The 18,654-nt window shown below is 54.0% G+C and carries 18 protein-coding genes and 2 pseudogenes; 9 read left to right on the top strand and 11 right to left on the bottom strand.

Features of this window, described 5'->3' with window-relative positions:
* The first annotated feature begins 7 nt into the window (after positions 1–7).
* From pcaD to C3708_RS23820, 6 genes and pseudogenes are all read left to right on the top strand, one after another.
* Positions 8–787, top strand: coding sequence for a 3-oxoadipate enol-lactonase (pcaD, locus tag C3708_RS02660; protein WP_103949361.1), 780 nt, complete (start codon positions 8–10; stop codon positions 785–787).
* Complete coding sequence (locus tag C3708_RS02655) at positions 771–1,886, top strand: muconate cycloisomerase family protein (protein WP_103949360.1); 1,116 nt, start codon at positions 771–773, stop codon at positions 1,884–1,886. Before pcaD ends, C3708_RS02655 begins: the two co-directional genes overlap by 17 nt.
* A gap of 11 nt (positions 1,887–1,897) precedes the next feature.
* Positions 1,898–2,188 (top strand): muconolactone Delta-isomerase, encoded by a 291-nt coding sequence (catC, locus tag C3708_RS02650; RefSeq protein ID WP_103946037.1) that lies wholly within the window; start codon positions 1,898–1,900, stop codon positions 2,186–2,188.
* A 39-nt stretch (positions 2,189–2,227) separates the two neighbouring features.
* The gene (catA, locus tag C3708_RS02645; protein WP_095282296.1) at positions 2,228–3,154 is read left to right on the top strand and encodes a catechol 1,2-dioxygenase; all 927 of its coding nucleotides are present in this window, start codon (positions 2,228–2,230) and stop codon (positions 3,152–3,154) included.
* Between the two features lie 253 nt (positions 3,155–3,407).
* Positions 3,408–4,370 (top strand): annotated as a pseudogene (locus C3708_RS23825) (fatty acid desaturase); the annotation flags it as partial.
* Positions 4,362–5,144 (top strand): phosphate/phosphite/phosphonate ABC transporter substrate-binding protein, encoded by a 783-nt coding sequence (locus C3708_RS23820; protein ID WP_174348381.1) that lies wholly within the window; start codon positions 4,362–4,364, stop codon positions 5,142–5,144. The pseudogene C3708_RS23825 and the gene C3708_RS23820, both read left to right, overlap by 9 nt.
* Positions 5,145–5,245: 101 nt before the next feature.
* Here C3708_RS23820 and C3708_RS02635 read toward each other — a convergent pair whose 3' ends face one another.
* The 4 genes from C3708_RS02635 to C3708_RS02620 all read right to left on the bottom strand — a co-directional run bounded on the left by C3708_RS02635 (position 5,246) and on the right by C3708_RS02620 (position 9,559).
* Entirely contained in the window at positions 5,246–5,566 is a 321-nt protein-coding gene (locus C3708_RS02635) for an AzlD domain-containing protein (protein WP_103949358.1), read from the bottom strand.
* Positions 5,567–6,307: an AzlC family ABC transporter permease gene (locus C3708_RS02630; protein ID WP_103949357.1), complete on the bottom strand. Its 741-nt coding sequence runs from the start codon at positions 6,305–6,307 to the stop codon at positions 5,567–5,569. It lies immediately after the preceding gene.
* A gap of 13 nt (positions 6,308–6,320) precedes the next feature.
* Complete coding sequence (locus C3708_RS02625; RefSeq protein WP_103949356.1) at positions 6,321–8,597, bottom strand: FdhF/YdeP family oxidoreductase; 2,277 nt, start codon at positions 8,595–8,597, stop codon at positions 6,321–6,323.
* A gap of 125 nt (positions 8,598–8,722) precedes the next feature.
* Positions 8,723–9,559: an alpha/beta fold hydrolase gene (locus C3708_RS02620; RefSeq protein WP_103949355.1), complete on the bottom strand. Its 837-nt coding sequence runs from the start codon at positions 9,557–9,559 to the stop codon at positions 8,723–8,725.
* A gap of 265 nt (positions 9,560–9,824) precedes the next feature.
* Between C3708_RS02620 and C3708_RS02615 the strand changes: the two genes are divergently transcribed.
* Positions 9,825–10,145, top strand: a complete 321-nt coding sequence (locus C3708_RS02615) for a cupin domain-containing protein (RefSeq protein ID WP_103949354.1) — start codon at positions 9,825–9,827, stop codon at positions 10,143–10,145.
* 10 nt (positions 10,146–10,155) lie between these two features.
* On the opposite strand, the gene C3708_RS02610 is transcribed toward C3708_RS02615, so the two are convergent.
* On the bottom strand, positions 10,156–11,046 hold the full coding sequence (locus C3708_RS02610) for an oxidoreductase (RefSeq protein WP_103949353.1): 891 nt from the start codon (positions 11,044–11,046) through the stop codon (positions 10,156–10,158).
* Positions 11,047–11,130: 84 nt separating this feature from the next.
* Between C3708_RS02610 and C3708_RS02605 the strand changes: the two are divergent.
* A pseudogene (locus C3708_RS02605) lies at positions 11,131–11,389 on the top strand (hypothetical protein).
* Positions 11,390–11,434: 45 nt separating this feature from the next.
* Here C3708_RS02605 and C3708_RS02600 read toward each other — a convergent pair.
* From C3708_RS02600 to pth, 5 genes are all read right to left on the bottom strand, one after another.
* Positions 11,435–12,247: a hypothetical protein gene (locus tag C3708_RS02600; protein WP_103949352.1), complete on the bottom strand. Its 813-nt coding sequence runs from the start codon at positions 12,245–12,247 to the stop codon at positions 11,435–11,437.
* A gap of 344 nt (positions 12,248–12,591) precedes the next feature.
* Positions 12,592–13,479 (bottom strand): RsiV family protein, encoded by an 888-nt coding sequence (locus C3708_RS02595; protein ID WP_095282286.1) that lies wholly within the window; start codon positions 13,477–13,479, stop codon positions 12,592–12,594.
* A gap of 500 nt (positions 13,480–13,979) precedes the next feature.
* Positions 13,980–14,330, bottom strand: coding sequence for a DUF1304 domain-containing protein (locus C3708_RS02590; protein WP_103949351.1), 351 nt, complete (start codon positions 14,328–14,330; stop codon positions 13,980–13,982).
* 144 nt (positions 14,331–14,474) lie between these two features.
* The gene (gene ychF, locus C3708_RS02585) at positions 14,475–15,566 is read right to left on the bottom strand and encodes a redox-regulated ATPase YchF (protein WP_095282284.1); all 1,092 of its coding nucleotides are present in this window, start codon (positions 15,564–15,566) and stop codon (positions 14,475–14,477) included.
* A gap of 126 nt (positions 15,567–15,692) precedes the next feature.
* Positions 15,693–16,277: an aminoacyl-tRNA hydrolase gene (gene pth / locus C3708_RS02580; protein WP_095282283.1), complete on the bottom strand. Its 585-nt coding sequence runs from the start codon at positions 16,275–16,277 to the stop codon at positions 15,693–15,695.
* A 271-nt stretch (positions 16,278–16,548) separates the two neighbouring features.
* On the opposite strand from pth, the gene ychH reads away from it, so the two are divergent.
* Complete coding sequence (ychH, locus tag C3708_RS02575) at positions 16,549–16,824, top strand: stress-induced protein YchH (protein WP_103949350.1); 276 nt, start codon at positions 16,549–16,551, stop codon at positions 16,822–16,824.
* A gap of 119 nt (positions 16,825–16,943) precedes the next feature.
* Here ychH and dauA read toward each other — a convergent pair whose 3' ends face one another.
* On the bottom strand, positions 16,944–18,623 hold the full coding sequence (dauA, locus tag C3708_RS02570) for a C4-dicarboxylic acid transporter DauA (protein ID WP_103949349.1): 1,680 nt from the start codon (positions 18,621–18,623) through the stop codon (positions 16,944–16,946).
* Between the last annotated feature and the right edge of the window lie 31 nt (positions 18,624–18,654).

Below are 18,654 nucleotides of genomic sequence, written 5' to 3'. Positions count from 1 at the left end.
GAAAAGCATGGAGATTGAGTTTCGCCTGGATGGCCCGGAAGGCGCGCCGCTGCTGGTGCTGTCGAATTCGTTAGGTACCACCTGGGCGATGTGGCAGGCGCAAATCCCGGCGCTGACGCAGCATTTTCGCGTGCTGCGCTACAACACGCGCGGGCACGGACGCTCGGCGGTGGGGCAACAGCCCGTCACCCTCGAGCGACTCGGACAGGACGTGATTGCCCTGCTGGATCATCTCGATGTGGAGCGGGCCTGCTTTTGCGGAATCTCGCTTGGCGGCATGACCGGGATGTGGCTCAACCGCCACGCGCCGGAGCGTTTCCAGCGGATTGTGGTGGCGAACACGGCGGCACGAATTGGGCAGGAAGCGGGCTGGCGAGATCGTGCCGCAACGGTGCGCGAGCAGGGCATGGACCCGGTTGCCCAGAGCGCCGCCGACCGCTGGTTTACCCCTGCGTTTCGTCAAAACAATCCTGAGGTGGTTTACCCACTGATTGAGCAGCTCGCCGCGACGCCTGCCGAGGGTTACGCCGCCTGCTGTGATGCGCTGGCGATGGCCGATCTGCGTGATGAACTGACGCAAATGCCACGCCCGATGCTGGTGATCGCAGGGGAAAGTGACCCTGTCACCACCTCGCGTGACGCCGAAGCTATCGTGGTGGATGCCCCACACGCGCACTACCTTGTTTTACCCGCGTCGCACCTGTCGAACGTGGCCTGTGCGGCGGCGTTTAACCAGCATGTGATCACCTTTTTAACCGCAGGAGCCGAGCATGAGCTTAACCATTGAATCCATCACCTGTTGGCTGGTGGATATCCCGACTATTCGTCCGCACAAGCTGTCGATGGCGACGATGGGCTGCCAGACACTGACTATCGTACGCATGGAATGCGTACAGGGCGTGGTCGGCTGGGGCGAAGCCACCACCATCGGCGGCCTGAGCTACGGGGCGGAAAGCCCGGAAGGCATTCGTTCAGCGATTGAAACCTATCTCGCACCGCTGCTGTGCGGCCAGACATTCAGCGGCGTCGCATCACTTGCGCAGATGATGAATGCCAGCGTCAAAGGCAACACTTTTGCCAAATCTGCGCTGGAAACCGCGTTTCTTGATGCGCTGGGGAAACAGCTGAATGTGCCCGTCAGCACGCTGCTCGGCGGGGCATTAACCCAACGTCTGCCGGTGCTCTGGACCCTGGCGAGTGGCGACACCAACAAAGACATCGACGAGGGAAAACGCCTGCTTGCCGAAGGGCGGCACAACACTTTTAAGCTGAAAATCGGCGCGGGCGAACTGCATAGCGATATCCGTCATGCGCTGGCGATCAAGGCGGCATTGGGCGATGGCGTCAGCGTGCGGGTGGATGTGAACCAGGCGTGGGATCTGCCGAGCGCGATTAAAGGCATGGCGCTGTTGCAAGAGGGCGGTATCGACCTGGTCGAGCAGCCGATCCCGCTTTGGGACACGCGTGGGCTGATAGCCCTGAGTCAGCGCTTTACGCTGCCGATCCTGGCAGACGAAGCGGTGGCAACGCTTCACGACGGCTATGGCCTGGCAAACGGCGGTTTTACCGGTGCCTATGCCCTGAAAATTGCCAAAGCGGGCGGGCCGGTGCAGGCGCTGAAGCTGGCGCACGTGGCGCAGGCCGCTGGCGTGGCGCTGTACGGCGGCACGATGCTGGAGGGCACGCTCGGCACGGTGGCGTCTCTCCATGCGTGGTCGACGTTGAAAATGCAGTGGGGCACCGAGATGTTTGGCCCGCTGCTGCTGAAAGACGACATCGTTGCGAACCCGCTCGTTTTCAGCGACGGCCAGGTGACGCTGCCGCAAGGCCCTGGCCTGGGCGTTGAGATCGACGAAGACAAACTGCGTTATTACGCGCGTAAATAAAGGACATCAGAATGCTATTTAAAGTCGAGATGACGGTGAATATTCCATCGTCGCTGCCCGCAGCCCAGGCAGAAGAAATAAAAGCCAAAGAAAAAGCCTATTCGCAGCAATTACAGCGCGAAGGGAAATGGCTGCATATCTGGCGCGTCGTTGGGCAATACGCCAATGTCAGCCTGTTTGATGTGAAAGATAATCAGGAGCTGCACGAGATATTAACTGGCCTGCCGCTTTTCCCTTATATGGAAATTAGCGTGCAGCCGCTGTGCCAGCATCCATCGTCTATTTATGTTGAAAAGCAGTAACACAGAATAATAAACCTTATCCTACAAGAGGAATACGCAATGTCAGTCAATCCAACCAAACAAACCGAACTGGAAACGTTACTCGCCATCAGCAGCGGATTAAATTCTGCCCAGGGTAACGAGCGTTTTAAAACGATTATGCATCAGCTCCTCGGCGACCTGTGTGCAACCATTAAAAAGTTTGATATTACCGACGAAGAGTTCTGGCTGGCGGTGAATTATCTCAACGAGCTGGGCGAGCGCAAAGAGGCGGCGCTGCTGGCGGCGGGATTAGGGCTGGAACACTATCTCGATATGCGTGCCGACGAAAAAGAGGCGGCAACGGGCAACGACGTCGGCACGCCGCGCACCATCGAAGGGCCGCTGTACGTAGCCAACGCGCCGCTCAGTCAGGGCTACGCGCGCATGGACGACGGCAGCGAGAAGGCCGAAACCATGTGGCTGCACGGGACCATCACCGATCTGCACGGCAAACCGGTGGCGGGCGCGATTGTCGATATCTGGCACGCCAACACGCTCGGCGGCTACTCGTTCTTTGATGCGTCCCAGAGCGAATATAACCTGCGCCGCCGCGTGCAGACCGGCGCGGATGGACGCTATGCGGTACGCAGCATTGTGCCGTGCGGCTACGGTTGTCCGCCGGATGGCCCAACGCAAAAACTGCTGAACGGTTTAGGGCGCCACGGCAATCGTCCGGCGCACGTGCATTTCTTTGTCTCCGCGCCGGGTTATAAGCACCTGACTACGCAGATTAACCTCAATGGCGATGAATATCTGTGGGACGATTTTGCCTTTGCCACCCGCGAAGAGCTGATCGCCGATCCGATTAAAATCACCGACAGCAAACTGGCGCAAGAACGCGATATTAACGCCCCACACACGGAAGTCAGTTTTAATTTCGCATTAGTGGCGAGTGCCGACAGCCAGGAAGAAGAACGCGGCAAGCGTGCGCGCGTGAAGGAATAACGTGCGAGGACATTGTCGGGTGGCGGCTTTGCCTTACCCGACCTACGTTTACATTTGCGCGGTCTGATGCCCTCACCCCAACCCTCTCCCACGGGGAGAGGGAGCCAAATTTGTAGGCCGGGTAAGCGCAGCAGCATCCGGTAATAATGCGCAATAACTGGCAAAGCATAGTTATTTAAATTCTTTGTTATTTCCGACGTTATCTCACATCTTCGTGGGATAACGTCTTATTGCGGAAATGGCATCGAACCCGATGAGTCAATGGTCTCCACTCTATTTACACCCACAGCAACGCGAGATTATTCGCCACCTTTCTCAGCGCTGGTTATGGCGCAGCGAATTTCCCACCTGGGTTTTACTTATTGTCATTTACGGCGGCTGGTTTGCCACGCTGTATTTTTGGCAATTCCTCGGACGTATTCCCGCGACTGTGCTGCTGATCTGGTTTACCGCCTGGTATATGTCGCTGCAGCACGAGCTGATCCACGGCCATCCGACGCGCGTGGCATGGTTCAACCAACTGCTTGGCACGTTGCCGCTGGCGGTGTGGTATCCGTTCGGGCTGTATCGCGATTCGCATCTGGCACATCACAATCACGACCATCTGACCGTTCCGGTGGACGACCCGGAATCCTACTATTTCACCGATGAATCCTGGGCGAAGTTTTCCCCGTGGCAGCGCAAACTGATCCAGGCGCGCAATACTTTTCCCGGTCGCCTGCTGTTAGCCCCGCTGCTGGATATTTTCCAGACGCTTACCGGCGCATATCAAGCGTTTCGCCATCTACAACTCAGGAATATGGCGATGTGGCTGATTCACGGCGCACTGCTGGTGCCGCTGTTTATGTGGATGGAAACGATCGGTTTTTCGGAGCTGTATTTTGTGCTCGCGGTGAGTTATCCGGCGCTGGCCTTAACCAAAGTACGCTCGTTCCTGGAACATCAGGCGGCGGACGATCCGCTGGCGCGTTCGGTGATTAACGAAGCCGCGCTGGTGTGGCGAGTGTTGTTTCTCAATCTCAACTATCATTCAGTGCATCACGATCTCCCTGGCGTGCCGTGGTATGGCCTGCGTGAAATATATCTGCGCAATAAACATGATTATCAACAGCGCAATCAGCAATTTGTGGTGCGTGGCTACGGAGAATGGCTGCGCCAGTTTTGGGCAAAAAACGTCGATGTCACCGTGCATCCGGGTGTGAAAAGCATGACTAAGACTCTCGCGTTTCCGATGTATGCCATCAACACGGCTGATAACGATCGGCTGTGGCAGGCGGTGCGAACTCTTTTGCTGGAACGTGGCCTGCGGGTCAGTTCCTGGAACGGGACGGATTTGCTCGCGCACTGGCAAAGCCCTGAGCTGCTGCTCAGCCAGACCTGCGGTTTCCCGCTGGTGACACAGCTTACGGACGTGCAGACGGTGGGCTGTTTTCACTACACCGCGCCCGGCTGTGAAGGCATTCATTACCGCAGTTTTCTCGTTGCGCGTGAAGCGGATGCGGGTAAAACGCTGGCGGATTTTCGCGGTCAGCGGGCGGTGTCTAATTCTGTCGATTCGCAGTCGGGGTATAACGCCCTGCGTAAAATGGTCGCGCCGCTCTCAGTGCAGGGACGGTTTTTCTCGGAAACGAGGTTGAGCGGGAGTCATCGGCAATCATTAGTTGCGCTGGCAGAACGGAGCGCGGATATCGCCGCCATCGACTGCGTGACCTGGGCGTTATTGCAGCGCCATGAACCCGACGTACTGAAAAGTTTGAGCGTGGTGGGAGAAACCCCGCCCACGCCGGGGCTGCCGTTGATCACGGCGGGGGATGCTTCAACGGTTGAGCTTTTGCGGGATGCGCTGCACGCGCTGGTGAGTGAACCGCAATATCAGAGTGTGTGCGAGGCGATGCTGATCGGCGGGTTTAGCGCGGTGTCGCGCGAGCCGTATTCTCTGTTGCTCGCGTGGCGCGATGAGGCGGTGGAGTTGGGTGTGACGCGGCTTTGACGTTGTGCCTTTTGTTGCCGGGTGACGGCTGCGCCTTACCCGGCCTACGATTGAGGGTTGTGTAGGCCGGGTAAGCGCAGCGCCACCCGGCACTTCAGGCATCACCCCAACAAATAACTCAACCCTGAAAACGCGACCATTCCGGCGATGACCGTCGCAAACAGGCTGCGGGATAAAATCCCGGCGAGCGTTGCCACGCCTGCCGCCAGCAGCGAGATACTGATCCCCGACGGGGCTAGCGCCGGTTTACCGACCAGCTCGGCGGTGATGATCGCAGCCATGATCGCCGAAGGGATAAAGCTCAGCCACTGTTGCAGGACAGGAGCCAGGCGGAACCGCGAGAGCAGCAGAATCGGCACCGTACGCATCAGGGCAGTAACCACCGCGCAGGCGATAATCGCCAGTAAGATATTCCTCTCCATCTATTTCCCGCCTTTATAGAACACGCGCAGCCCCAGGGTCGCGAGAGTCGCTGAAACGGATGCCGCAACGATCACCACCACGCTCATGTCCGTGTGACCGGCAGTCAGCAGGGTAATGACCACCGCCGCGGCGATGCTGAACGATTCCAGCGCTTTGCGGCGGCTGGCGAACCAGATCATTAGCACCAGTCCAATAAACATTGAGACCAGGCTGAAGCTCAATCCTTCCATCAACGATGGCGGAAGGGCGGAGGCGAGCCATGCGCCGACTATGCAGGCGAGGATCCAGTTGAGCCAGGCGGCCAGGTTTAGACCCAGCATCCACGCAAACGGCACTTTGCTCTGCTGGCTGCCGTTTTGCACCGCCACGCCAAACGTTTCATCGGTCAGCAGCAGCCCGCTGACCACTTTTTGCAGGGTGGAGTATTCGCGAAAGAACACGCTCATGGCAGAGCTCATCAGCAAATAGCGCAGGTTAACGAGGAACACGCTCAACACCACCGAGGCAATTTCCGCGCCGGTGGCCCACAGCGAATAAAACAGAAACTGCGCTGAACCGGCGTACAGCGCGCTGGCCAGCAGAGCGGTTTGCTGAGTGGTGAAGCCGGAAAGCGTACCAATGGCCCCGGCGGCAAAACCGATGCTCCAGTAGCCCGGAATGGTGGGCAGACAGGCAGTAATCCCTGCGCGAAATTCCATGCTGGCGTCATCCCGACGCAAAGTATTTGTTTTCATCAACATCAAAGGGTCTCGTTTAAATTGCGCGGATCTCTTTTGAGCGTAACGTCACCGTGACGGGCACAGATTTATAGGACGGTGTGCCGCTGTCTTTGTCAAGATAATCGAGCGGAACCAGCACGTTAGCCTCCGGGTAATAGGCACCGACGGTCCCGGAGGCGATGTTGTAAGCCACCACGGTGATATCCATCAGGCGCAGAGCGCTGTCCGGTAGTGCCGTTGCGATATCGACCCGATCCCCGTGCTCCAGGCCGAGCTGTGCCATATCGCCCTCGTTCATAAACAGAATATCGCGGCGGCCAAACACCCCGCGATAGCGATCGTCGAGCGCATAGATGGTGGTGTTGTACTGGTCGTGGCTGCGCAAGGTGACCAGGCGCAGAATGTTTTCACCGACCCCTTGCCGGTTCTCATCAACCCCGTCGAACACGGAGAACATCGCTTTACCAGATGGCGTCGGCCATACGCGTTCAGTTGGCGGGAGTGGCATCCGAAAACCACCGGGAATGCGGATACGCTGATTGTACTGGTCAAAGCCGGGGATGGTTTTTTCGATCAGATCCCGGATCAGATCGTAATCCGTCACAAGACGGGTCCAGTCAACTTTGGTGTGAATCATCGTCGCTTTCGCTATCCCGGCGACAATCGCGGGTTCGGAGCGCAGCTCAGGAGACGCGGGCTTGAGCTTGCCGGAAGAGGCATGAACCATCGACATGGAATCTTCCACGGTGATGGATTGCCTGCCCGTCAGCTGCATATCCAGCTCGGTTCGACCGAGGCAGGGGAAAATAAAGGTCTCTTTCGCCGTCAGCAGGTGCGAACGGTTGAGTTTGGTGCCGACATGAACGCTGAGATCGAGCGTTCGCATCGCCGGGAAAACGCGCTCGTGCTCCGGCATTGCCACCGCAAAATTACCGCCAAGACACAACAGCGCTTTCGCACTTCCATCGATCATCGCCTGGGTAGTTTGTACCGCATCGTGCCCATGCGCGGAAGTCGGCGTAAAGCCAAACACCTCTTCGATTTTACCCAGAAACGCCGCCGTCGGTTTTTCGGAGATCCCGACGGTGCGGTTGCCCTGTACGTTCGAGTGCCCACGCAGCGGGCAAATTCCGGCTCCCGGTTTACCGATATTGCCGCGCATCAGCAGCAAATCGGCTATCAGGCGCACATTGGAGGTGCCTTTATTGTGCTGAGTAATGCCCATGCCATAGGTGATGATGGTGGCGTTCGACTTAGCGTAGGCTTCGGCTACCTGGAGCAAATCATCGCGAGACAGACCCGATTCGCGCTCTATTGATTCCCAGCGAGTAGCCTCGATATCTGCCGCGAACGCGTCGAAACCCTGAGTGTGGGTGGCGATAAAATCGTCATCCAGCGCGTTTTCAAACGCCAACAGATGTTTCGCGATGCCTTTCAGTGCGGCGGCGTCGCCACCGGCTTTGACCTGGAAATAGGTCGACGCGATATCCGTTGAGCTGTAGGTCGCCATTTCTACCACGCTTTGCGGATCGGCAAAACGCTCCAGCGCGCGCTCACGCATCGGATTGAGCACGATAATGGGCACATTTCTTCTGGCAAGTTCATGCAGCGTACCCATCATGCGCGGATGATTAGTACCGGGATTATGACCAATTGAGATAACCAACTCAGTTTTATCAAAATCGTCCAGCGACACGGTGCCTTTGCCAATCCCGATAGAGCGCGGTAATCCCACGCTGGTGGCTTCGTGGCACATATTGGAACAATCAGGAAAATTATTGGTGCCTAGCTCACGGGCGAACAGCTGGAACAGATACGCTGCTTCGTTCGAGGCGCGACCGGAGGTGTAAAACTCGACGGCATCCGGTGGGAGCGCACGCAATATTTCGCCTATGCGGGCGAACGCTTTTTCCCATTCGACCGGGCGGAAGGTATCGCTCTGCGGGTGATATTCCAGCGGATGGGTCAAACGGCCATAGCCTTCGAGTTCGAAGTCGCTTTTCGACAGCAGGGAAGTCACCGTGTTTTCGGCAAAAAAGGCAGGCGTTACGCGTTTGCTGGTGGCTTCCCAGGTGACGGCTTTGGCTCCGTTTTCGCAGAACTGGAAGGTGGATTTGTGCTCCTTGTCGGGCCAGGCGCAGCCGGGGCAGTCAAATCCGTCGGGCTGATTGGTGCGAAGCAGGGTGGCGGGAGCCTCGAGAGTGTCCATCTGGGTGCGCACGGCGATGGCGGTGGCTTTGAGTGCACCCCATCCACCGGCAGGACCATCATAGTGCCTGATTCCTGGAACCGAGCGGCGTTTGTTATTCATAAAAGCTCCGGCTGTGTCGATCAATAGATCGATTCTACACCGTTGCAGTTAACGAAATAACAACAAATAAGCATCATTTTAGTGATGAATGCCGGTATCACGGGGCGGTGATACCGGAGGTTCAGTTAACTGCGAATAAACGCCAGCAGATCCTGGTTAATCACGTCCGCATGGGTGCTGTGCATCCCGTGCGGGAAGCCCGGATAGACTTTGAGGGTGCTGTTGCTGATGAGTTCATCCTGAAGCAGGCTCGCATTTTTGTACGGCACCACCTGATCGTCATCGCCCTGCAAAATCAGCGTTGGCACGGTGATGGCTTTCAGATCCTCGGTCTGGTCGGTTTCGGAGAACGCTTTGATGCCCTCATAGTGCGCTTTCGCGCTGCCGATCATTCCCTGACGCCACCAGTTCTGGATGGTGCCCTGTGAAATTTCCGCGCCATCGCGGTTAAATCCGTAGAACGGACCGGACGCCACATCGAGATAAAATTGTGCGCGATTGGCGGCGAGCGCCTGGCGGAATCCGTCGAAGACTTCCAGCGGCGTGCCGCCCGGGTTGTCCGGCGTTTTAACCATCAGCGGAGGGACGGCACTGATCAGCACCGTTTTCGCCACACGCCCCTGCGGCTGACCGTATTTTGCGACGTAGCGCGCAACCTGCCCGCCACCCGTCGAGTGCCCGATATGCACCACGTTTTTCAGATCCAGATGCTCAACGACAGCGGAGACGTCGGCGGCGTAGTGATCCATATCGTGCCCGTCGCTGACCTGACTTGAACGCCCGTGACCCCGGCGGTCAGAAGCGATCACCCGAAAACCTTGTGCCAAAAAGAACAGCAGTTGGTTATCCCAGTCATCCGCACTTAGCGGCCAGCCGTGGTGGAAAAATATCGGCTGCGCATCTTTGGGGCCCCAGTCTTTATAGAAGATCTCAACGTTATCTTTGGTGGTGACAAATGACATGATTGAACCTCTCGGGTGGAGTGAAAGGAGAAGGGGTAGGTTGGATATCCGGTGGAAAAGTACAGCTTCCAAGTCTAGTTGAGAACGGTGCCGTTTGCCTGAATTCTCGGGTCAGGAAATTCCAGGAAGGGGTCGTGAATATCCTTGTAAACCAGAGCGTTAAAAAGGCTTAGCTAAAATCCGGCAAGCCTAACCTGATGAAATCATAACGGTATTACTGACGACATGGTAAAGGTGGTGAAATCTAACGAAGCGGAGTGGAAAAATGAAAGCCTCTATTGCGGGCGTCGTCGCGAGCCTGCCGGAGATCTGGCGCTCACGCGTTCTTGGAACCGTCGGGAACGCCAATATTAAGGTGATCAAGATGGGAGGAGAGGGCATTCCGCCAGAAGTTCACGACGATTTCGACGAGCTGCTGCTGGTGCTTGACGGAGAACTGCCGCTGGTGGTGGAGGGCGAGCAGTTTACGCTCAAGGCAGGCGAGTACTATTTTGTGCCAAAAGGGGCGTGGCATTCGGTACCGGCGAGGAGTTTTGGCGTGTTGTTGCTGGTGGACGTGGGGCAGGGAAAACCCGCCGCCCCCTGAATCGTGCACGTCACCCCGGCCCCTCGCTACCCGCCGCCAGCAGCGGAACGATGACGTTGCTGATGGGCACGGGAAGGCCATGTTTTTGCCCGTAGCGCTGGATCACGCCATTGCGGATGTCCCACTCCAGCGGGCGATTGGCCTGTCGGTCGGCCAAAATTGAGGTGCCCAGATCTGCCGGGGCACGATGGAAACCGTCGACGATCTCTTGTGGCACACTGTCGCTTAAGCGCGCGCCTTCTGCCCGCGCGACGCTCAGACATTCGTGCAGATAGGCCAGCGCCAGCGCTGTAATATCGTCCCGCGAGAACATGCCCGCGCGACGATTCGCCAGCACCATCAGCCCGGCGACGGCATTCTGCAACAGCTTGCGCCAGGCGATGGAAGTAAAATCTGCTGACAGCTCGACCGCACAGCGCGTGCCACTGAGGGCATCGGTGATGCGTGTGGCCTGCGGGATATCCGGGAGGGTCAGGCGCGGTTTAGCGCGGAGCCAGACGGAAGCATCCGCCTCGCGCTGGGCCGGAAACCAGACCACCGACGGGATCACCGTGGCGCCGTTGACCCAGGGGCCGAGCTGGGTTTTCTGCTCGACGCCATTTTGCAGCGCGCAAACGACGGTGTTTTCATCACATAAGGCGGCAAGCCATTCGGCGCAGTCTGCCACCTGAGTCGTTTTCACCGCGACAAACACCAAATCGAACGGATGACGGACGGACGCAGGATCGGTTAATACCGGACCGGGCACCGTCACTTCACCTTCATCGTGACGCAAAATTAACTGCGGATGCGCGGTGCGCCCGCAAAGCAGAGGCGTTCGGCCAACTTCATGAAGCGCAGCGGCAATCGTGGTGCCGATAGCACCAGGACCAATAAGGGCGACTGAGGGATGGTCAGACATCTTGTTTTCTCCTTCTTAAGCAACGAGATTTATTTTTAGCATACTCCTATCCAGGCACCTCTCGCATAACAGGAAAAAGTCATGATGCTTATTTACGATGTTTTTGGGCGGCACATTGGGGTCAAACGTGAAGGCAAACGCTGGCTGGTATTTCGGATCAATTTGTCAGAGCGCAACTTCTCGCAACTTTACGACATCATCGTTCCTGACTGACTGACTGACTGACTGACTGACTGACTGACTGACTGACTGACTGACAGAAGCCGAAATTCCAGGCGGGCTGGGCGATATTTTTCGCGAAGCCGCCACGGAACGTCATTCGGAGGTGAGGCGTGTGGAGTGAAGAGGAGGATTAGAGATGGCCTCCCTCAAGATCACTTCACCTGATTTAAAATGCCAGGGTCAGGTTTTCATTGCTCACGATGATTTTTTGGTTGTTGATGATCAGTAAAGACGTTGAACCTACCCCGGAGAAAAGTGTATCACCTCTAAAGAAGGTCTGATTCTGATTCCCGGTGAGATGCCTGGCCATCTCAAGGTCTTTGCCATGCAGAAGTATAGTCACGTTGGACTTTCGGACACCAATGTAGGCCATTCCTGCATCGCTAAGTACAGGTGGTATATCAGAAATAAACACGATAAGGGTGACTAGTAAACCAGAAATTGACAAGGCAACCTTATTTTTATCCTTTTTCATCACTTTTTTATCAATGTAAACCCATGGGATAATAGTCAAAAATAATACTGAGAAAAAGAATAATAAAGTGATGGAACCACAATCAAGAATGCCATTATGTACACCAAGATAAATTACAGCTATCCCTATCAGAGCAATAAGTGTATGAATGTATAACCCCTCGAAAATTTTCATTCGACTTGCAACTCTGTAAGTTCCTCTCAATGTTCTTCGCCATGCTCTGCCCTTACGGGTTTGCATTGGAGAGGCCAATAATATGGTCTTTATTAATAAATAAGATAGGATAACTGACATTGAAAACCAAAGAGCCATGAAAAAAGCCAGTAGTATTGAAAATGAAATAATGACCAGAAGGAAGAAAAAAACGTCTGACAGTGATAAACCGGTAGGCAAGAAACCGATTCTCAAGGAGTACATCATAAAGATAACCACGCCAGCTCCCGTCAGAGCACGGTAGGTGTTTTTGGCAGTCTGCATATTAAAAACACACTTAGATGAAATCATTTTTCTCTTCCATTTAACATATAAAATTATTCATTAATATCTGTAGCATTACTTGATGAGAGTCTGTCGGATTGAACCAAGTCCAGATTCCTCATTCGCTATGAATTTTTCAGTTCATTTTGTTAACTTTTTTATTTGCGGGTCTCTTAAAACTTATTTGAGATCATGTCCTGAACCATGCGAGTGACACTGTCATAGCTGTGATAACCGTGAAGCCCAGGCACATAATTGAATAATCGACTTATGTGAGTAGGGCATAATAAAATCCGAACCGGGCTTCAGATAAGGTCATGTTGCCAGATGCATGACCATAGAAGTCAGAATGCTAAGGCTCTGTCAGTGGCTCAAAGAATATAAGCCAAAGGACCATTTTTGCTAACTATGCCCCGAATATCGTCAAGCTTAATAGGGACGTTAACAATGCCCTCTGAGCCGGGAGCAACTTCGTATTCTGAGAAACACAGATAAAGAAAGTTTCCGCTAATATAGAAACACTGGTCATCGCTGACGCTTTCAAAATCGCTGGTGTAGTCTTGTGTTGCGAACCAGGATTTTGCCAGCGAGTTTATTGTGTCGATATATCCAGCCCGGAAGAGATCTTTGAACTGAATGACCTCACCATTTTTTACGCTAATATTTATGCTAGCGATGATGTTTGTTGCGCCTGCAGCACCATGTGCATACATTGATCCTTCAGCAAGAGCACTAAGTAAACTATCATCTATGGATGATTTTACTATCTCCATATAATAATCCTCAGTGCCATCGTACAGGGTATCAACGCCAATAATTCCTTTAATGTATTCATTGATTTTTTTTTCAATGAGGGGGTCTTTCAATCCTGTTACTTCTATATAATTAAAATGAATGTCTGCTGTTTTAAAATCCGTTCCAGGGGTGTGATCTGGGATGGTTTTGTTGACCGACTTTTCAATCAGTACAGGAGATACGAGTTTTTCCTGCGTTTGAGTGTTGTTGCTTGCCTGAGCTTTTTGTTTTCCAGACTCATGTATTTCATAAATCCTGATTACCCCCCAAAATAAAGCCCCGATTATAGCTACAATTCCTATAAAGAAGATGATCCTGTCAAGAACCTTGTAGCTGTGTTCTTGGGTTAATTTTGACAGAACTTTTGCTTTTATTATGTTTCTGGAAATGAGCATCAATACGCCAAGACTTGCGATACCGAATTCAGGAGTAAAAAGAATGGCTTTCAGCAGAGATAAATCCATACAATTCCATTTCTAATGTGATAAGAGTTCCCATGAAATTTGACTTTATTGTTGCCCATGGAAGACTCTAAAGTTAACGAAGGATATACAATATAATATCATTAAATATTTTAATCGATAGTTAAAATCTCGATGCTTTTGCTTTTTTTAATACGCAGTATTTTTGTTCCGACTTACCTTTTTTTATCATTGGTTTACTCTATTTTTTTTATAAAATAAGGCGAAATATTGTGATGATTTAACTTAAAATGGTTTGCACTGAACGCTGTGCTCGGATATCCACTCATATTTAGTTCTGGAGGGTGATAATATCGTTGTCAATGAAATAAACACAACCTGCTGCCTTTTTGTAATACACAAAGGGATGAATGTGAAAACATGCCCGACACGCCATGGTCAGTAGCGGGATGGAGAATTGTGTTGTACTTTGGCGGCTTCCGGAAGAGGTGTTCATGTAGTAAAGCCGTGTGGAAAACAGAGAGAAAACCTTTACGGCCCGCTCAACGAACCAGCAGAGCCAGCATTGCGGCCAATGCCGGAAGCGCCTGCACATAGAGAATCTTTCGGCTGGCCGTTACCGCACCAAAAACTCCCGCTATCAACACGCAGATCAGAAAGAAGAAGATAACCGAAATACCGCGCTCGCCAAGCCATAAGCCCCACAGTAAGCCTGCCGCCAGAAATCCGTTGTACAGCCCCTGATTTGCGGCCAGTACGCGGGTTTCGCGCGCAAAATCCGCGCTGAGTTTAAAAGCCTTGCGACCGGTTTTTGTATTCCACAAAAACATTTCGAGAACCAGAATATAGAGATGAATGGCGGCAACAACCGCAACAAGAATAGTGGCGAACACAGGTAACCTTTTGTCTTTAGTAAGGGTGAGGTGGAGTATAGATAAAGACAGGGAGTCGAGCGACAAATCCAGTTTGCTGGATGGCGTGTACACAAACAAAAAATCCACGCCGGAGCGTGGATTTTTGCATAGCGAAGGTAACGATTAGACGTTGAACAAGAAGTTCATTACGTCGCCATCTTTAACGATATAGTCTTTACCTTCTGCACGCATCTTGCCGGCTTCTTTCGCGCCTTGTTCACCTTTGTAGGTGATGAAGTCTTCGAACGCGATAGTCTGAGCGCGGATAAAGCCTTTTTCGAAGTCGGTGTGAATTTTACCCGCGGCCTGCGGAGCGGTTGCACCTACAGGGATGGTCCACGCACGGACTTCTTTCACGCCAGCGGTGAAGTAAGTTTGCAGGTTCAGCAGTTCGTAACCCGCGCGGATAACGCGGTTCAGGCCGGGTTCTTCAATTCCCAGCTCAGCCATGAACTCTTCACGATCGGCATCGTCCAGCTCAGCAATGTCCGACTCAACGGCGGCACACACGGCAACAACCACAGAGCCTTCGCCAGCGGCGATTTCACGCACTTTATCGAGATACGGGTTGTTCTCGAAACCGTCTTCGTTGACGTTGGCAATGTACATGGTTGGCTTCAGGGTCAGGAAGCTCAGGTATTTGATCGCCGCTTTGTCTTCATCAGTCAACGCCAGCGCGCGCAGCATGCCTGCGTTTTCCAGCTGTGGCAGACATTTTTCCAGCGCAGCCAGTTCAGCTTTAGCGTCTTTGTCGCCGCCTTTTGCACGTTTCTGGACGCGGTGAATAGCGCGTTCGCAGGTGTCGAGGTCAGACAACGCTAACTCGGTATTGATAACGTCAATATCGTCAGCCGGATCGACTTTATTATTCACGTGAATGATATTGTCGTTCTCGAAGCAACGTACAACGTGGCCGATGGCTTCGGTTTCACGGATGTTGGTCAGGAACTGGTTGCCCAGACCTTCGCCTTTAGACGCGCCTTTTACCAGGCCGGCGATGTCCACGAATTCCATAGTGGTTGGCAGAATACGCTGTGGTTTAACGATTTCGGCGAGCTGATCCAGACGCGGATCGGGCATTGGCACAACACCGGTGTTTGGCTCGATCGTACAGAACGGGAAGTTTGCTGCTTCGATGCCCGCTTTGGTGAGCGCGTTAAACAGGGTGGATTTGCCAACGTTTGGCAGGCCAACGATACCGCATTTAAATCCCATCTTTAAATCACCTTAATGTCTTGATATTCAACCCGTTAGTGTTAACCGATTGAAGAAAAGTAAATAACTACGCCTATTATACACGTAACCTGCGCCACGCGCGGTAAAAATGCCGTATTGCGCCGACTACTGCGCTTTAAAGGTATGCAGGCGGTTCGTCGCTTTGGTTAAACCCTCGTTGAGCCAAACCTCGGTACAGCGCACCGCTTCGTCTACTGCATCGTCGATTAGCTTTTGCTCGGAAGCAGGAGGTTTGCCCAACACAAAACCGACAACTTTGTTTTTATCGCCCGGATGGCCGATTCCCACGCGTAAACGGTGAAAGTTCGGGTTATTGCCGAGCTTGCTGATGATGTCTTTCAGTCCATTATGACCGCCGTGACCGCCGCCAAGTTTGAATCTGGCAACGCCCGGCGGTAAGTCCAGCTCATCGTGCGCGACCAGAATTTCGTCCGGATTGATGCGATAAAATGTCGCCATTGCCGCGACCGCTTTGCCACTCAAATTCATAAAGGTGGTCGGAACCAGCAGACGCACATCCGCTCCCGCGAGATTGATACGCGAGGTATAGCCATAAAATTTCGGCTCTTCACGCAAGGGGGCACGTAACCGCTCGGCCAGCAAATCAACATACCACGCACCGGCGTTATGGCGAGTCGCCGCATATTCAGCGCCCGGGTTGGCAAGGCCGACAATCAGTTTAATCGTCACGTTTCAATTCCTAAAGATTCCAGATTTGCCGCGTAGTTTACTGGTTGCCGCGCCGCTTGACAAAATTCTGCGACAGGTAGGGGGAAAATTGAATAATGACTCATTTGAACCATTAGAATTTCAAGCGGTTCAGTCGCTTATTTGTAAACTTTTGTCTCGATTGTACTCATTATTGTGATCATTCACGCAACTCATAAAAGACCCGTTGTCTATACTTTACACACAAGGATTAGGGACATTTTCCCTGCAACCCAGGTTCCGGAGGTGGCATATGAAACGCAGAAACGCTTCACGACTCGGTAACGTGCTAATGGGATTGGGCCTGTTCGTGATGGTAGCAGGTGTGGGTTACTCTATTTTAAACCAGTTACCGCAGCTTGACCTCCCGCAATATTTCGCGCATGGCGCGGTTCTGAGCATCTTCTTAGGTGCAGTTCTGTGGCTGGCAGGAGCGCGTGTGAGTGGTCATGAGCAGGTCAGCGACCGATACTGGTGGGTGCGTCACTACGATAAGCGCTGCCGCCGGGACGAGCATAAACACAGTTAACTCGGGGCTTTTTGCCGGGTGGCGCTGCGCTTACCCGGCCTACAAAACCCGTAGGCCCGTGCAAACGAAGTGCCGCCGGGCAATCTGTCAGAACGGCTCCTGAGGGAGCCGTTGTTGTATCAGAGATCCGCTAACGCCGCATCGCGATTCGGGTAGAACGCCAGGCGGCCAGGGATCGGCTGGACGCCAGCGCGCGCCATAGTGCGCAGGGGCTGGAATTCCAGATTACTGACACGCAGCTCGCAGCCGTCCGGCAGGCGATTCACAAAGCGCTGAAAAGCATCCAGCCCGCCAGCATCGAGCACCGGCACCGCGTCCCACTTCAGCACCACAATACGTTTTCCTGCAATACGTGATTCCAAATCAGTGAATAATCCTTCTGCCGCCGCAAAGAACAGCGGGCCGATAACGCGCAGCACCAGCACATCGTCCGGAACCTCAACATTCACCGGTGCAAGACGGGTCATCTGCGCAATGCGGCGCATAAACAGCAGCGACGCCAGTACAATCCCGACGCTGATGGCGATCACCATGTCAAACAGTACCGTCAGCGACATGCAAATCAGCATCACGATGATGTCGTCTTTCGGCGCACGGCGCAGGAGATGCACCACTTTATGCGCCTCGCTCATGTTCCACGCCACCATCAGCAGCAGAGCGGCCATCGCAGAGAGCGGCAGCCATGAGAGCAGAGGGGCGAGCGCGAGCAGGGCAAGGATCACCAGCAGGGAGTGAATCACGGCAGACACCGGCGAGGTCGCCCCGGCGCGGACGTTAGCGGCGGAACGGGCAATGGCGGCTGTGGCAGTAATACCGCCAAAGAATGGCGCGATAATATTGCCCAACCCCTGACCGACCAGCTCACTGTTGGCTTTGTGCTTGGTGCCGGTCATGCCGTCGAGCACCACCGCGCAGAGCAGCGATTCAATTGCGCCGAGCATCGCCATCGAGAATGCAGCCGGTAGCAGGGCGCGCAGAGAATCCCAGCTCAGCGTGAAGTTCGAGCCGGGTAAGTTCCACGGCAGTACCAGCTGCGGCAGAAGCTGCGGAATGCCGTTGCCCTGCGAACCGTCCGCCAGAATATAGTGGAACTGGGAGCCTATAGTCGCGACGTGTCCACCGAGAAGATTCACCACGCCCATCACCGCACAGCCCAGCAGCAGCGCAGGAAGATGCCCCGGCAGGCGGATGCCCAGCCGTGGCCAGAGAATTAACGTGCCGAGCGTGACGATGCCGATCGCCGCATCGCCCAGATTCGCCGTCGGTAGAGCCATAAACAGCGCCCCGACCTTTTGCAGATAGTGTTCAGGAACGTGCGTGAGCTGCAAACCGAGGAAATCTTTGATTTGCATGGTCCCGATGGTGATACCGATCCCGGAGGTAAAGCCGAGCGTCACGGAAAGGGGGATGTACTCGATCAACCGACCAAAGCGTGCCAGGCCAAACAGAATCAAAAATACCCCAGACATCAGCGTCGCAACCAGTAAACCTGCCAGACCAAATTGCTGGGAAACCGGGTAGAGGATCACCACAAAAGCCGCCGTCGGGCCTGAGACGCTAAAGCGCGAACCGCCGGTCAGGGCGATGACAATCCCGGCAACTGCCGAGGTATATAGCCCGTACTGAGGAGCCACGCCGCTGCCAATCGCCAGCGCCATTGCCAGCGGAATGGCAATAATCCCGACGGTTATCCCGGCGATAACATCACGCAGAAAACGTGACGAGGTGTATTTTTCTTTCCAGCAGGCGTCGATGAGGGCGCGAAAAGGCAGAACGTGTGAGGAGGTTATATTTTTCACAATTCTCGTTATCCGTGAGCACATCATCTGT

Origin of the sequence: Lelliottia sp. 7254-16 (assembly GCF_002922995.1) — a bacterium.
Taxonomy (GTDB): Bacteria; Pseudomonadota; Gammaproteobacteria; order Enterobacterales; family Enterobacteriaceae; genus Enterobacter; species Enterobacter jeotgali.
The sequence above is the reverse complement of the archived record's forward strand: the minus strand, read 5'-3'. Positions and strand labels throughout refer to the sequence as shown.

Bases quoted from the DNA above. Each gene is read 5' to 3' on its own strand.
- pcaD (WP_103949361.1), top strand. From the start codon at position 8: ATGGAGATTGAGTTTCGCCTGGATGGCCCGGAAGGCGCGCCGCTGCTG.
- C3708_RS02655 (WP_103949360.1), top strand. From the start codon at position 771: ATGAGCTTAACCATTGAATCCATCACCTGTTGGCTGGTGGATATCCCG.
- catC (WP_103946037.1), top strand. From the start codon at position 1,898: ATGCTATTTAAAGTCGAGATGACGGTGAATATTCCATCGTCGCTGCCC.
- catA (WP_095282296.1), top strand. From the start codon at position 2,228: ATGTCAGTCAATCCAACCAAACAAACCGAACTGGAAACGTTACTCGCC.
- C3708_RS23820 (WP_174348381.1), top strand. From the start codon at position 4,362: ATGACTAAGACTCTCGCGTTTCCGATGTATGCCATCAACACGGCTGAT.
- C3708_RS02635 (WP_103949358.1), bottom strand. From the start codon at position 5,566: ATGGAGAGGAATATCTTACTGGCGATTATCGCCTGCGCGGTGGTTACT.
- C3708_RS02630 (WP_103949357.1), bottom strand. From the start codon at position 6,307: ATGTTGATGAAAACAAATACTTTGCGTCGGGATGACGCCAGCATGGAA.
- C3708_RS02625 (WP_103949356.1), bottom strand. From the start codon at position 8,597: ATGAATAACAAACGCCGCTCGGTTCCAGGAATCAGGCACTATGATGGT.
- C3708_RS02620 (WP_103949355.1), bottom strand. From the start codon at position 9,559: ATGTCATTTGTCACCACCAAAGATAACGTTGAGATCTTCTATAAAGAC.
- C3708_RS02615 (WP_103949354.1), top strand. From the start codon at position 9,825: ATGAAAGCCTCTATTGCGGGCGTCGTCGCGAGCCTGCCGGAGATCTGG.
- C3708_RS02610 (WP_103949353.1), bottom strand. From the start codon at position 11,046: ATGTCTGACCATCCCTCAGTCGCCCTTATTGGTCCTGGTGCTATCGGC.
- C3708_RS02600 (WP_103949352.1), bottom strand. From the start codon at position 12,247: ATGATTTCATCTAAGTGTGTTTTTAATATGCAGACTGCCAAAAACACC.
- C3708_RS02595 (WP_095282286.1), bottom strand. From the start codon at position 13,479: ATGGATTTATCTCTGCTGAAAGCCATTCTTTTTACTCCTGAATTCGGT.
- ychF (WP_095282284.1), bottom strand. From the start codon at position 15,566: ATGGGATTTAAATGCGGTATCGTTGGCCTGCCAAACGTTGGCAAATCC.
- ychH (WP_103949350.1), top strand. From the start codon at position 16,549: ATGAAACGCAGAAACGCTTCACGACTCGGTAACGTGCTAATGGGATTG.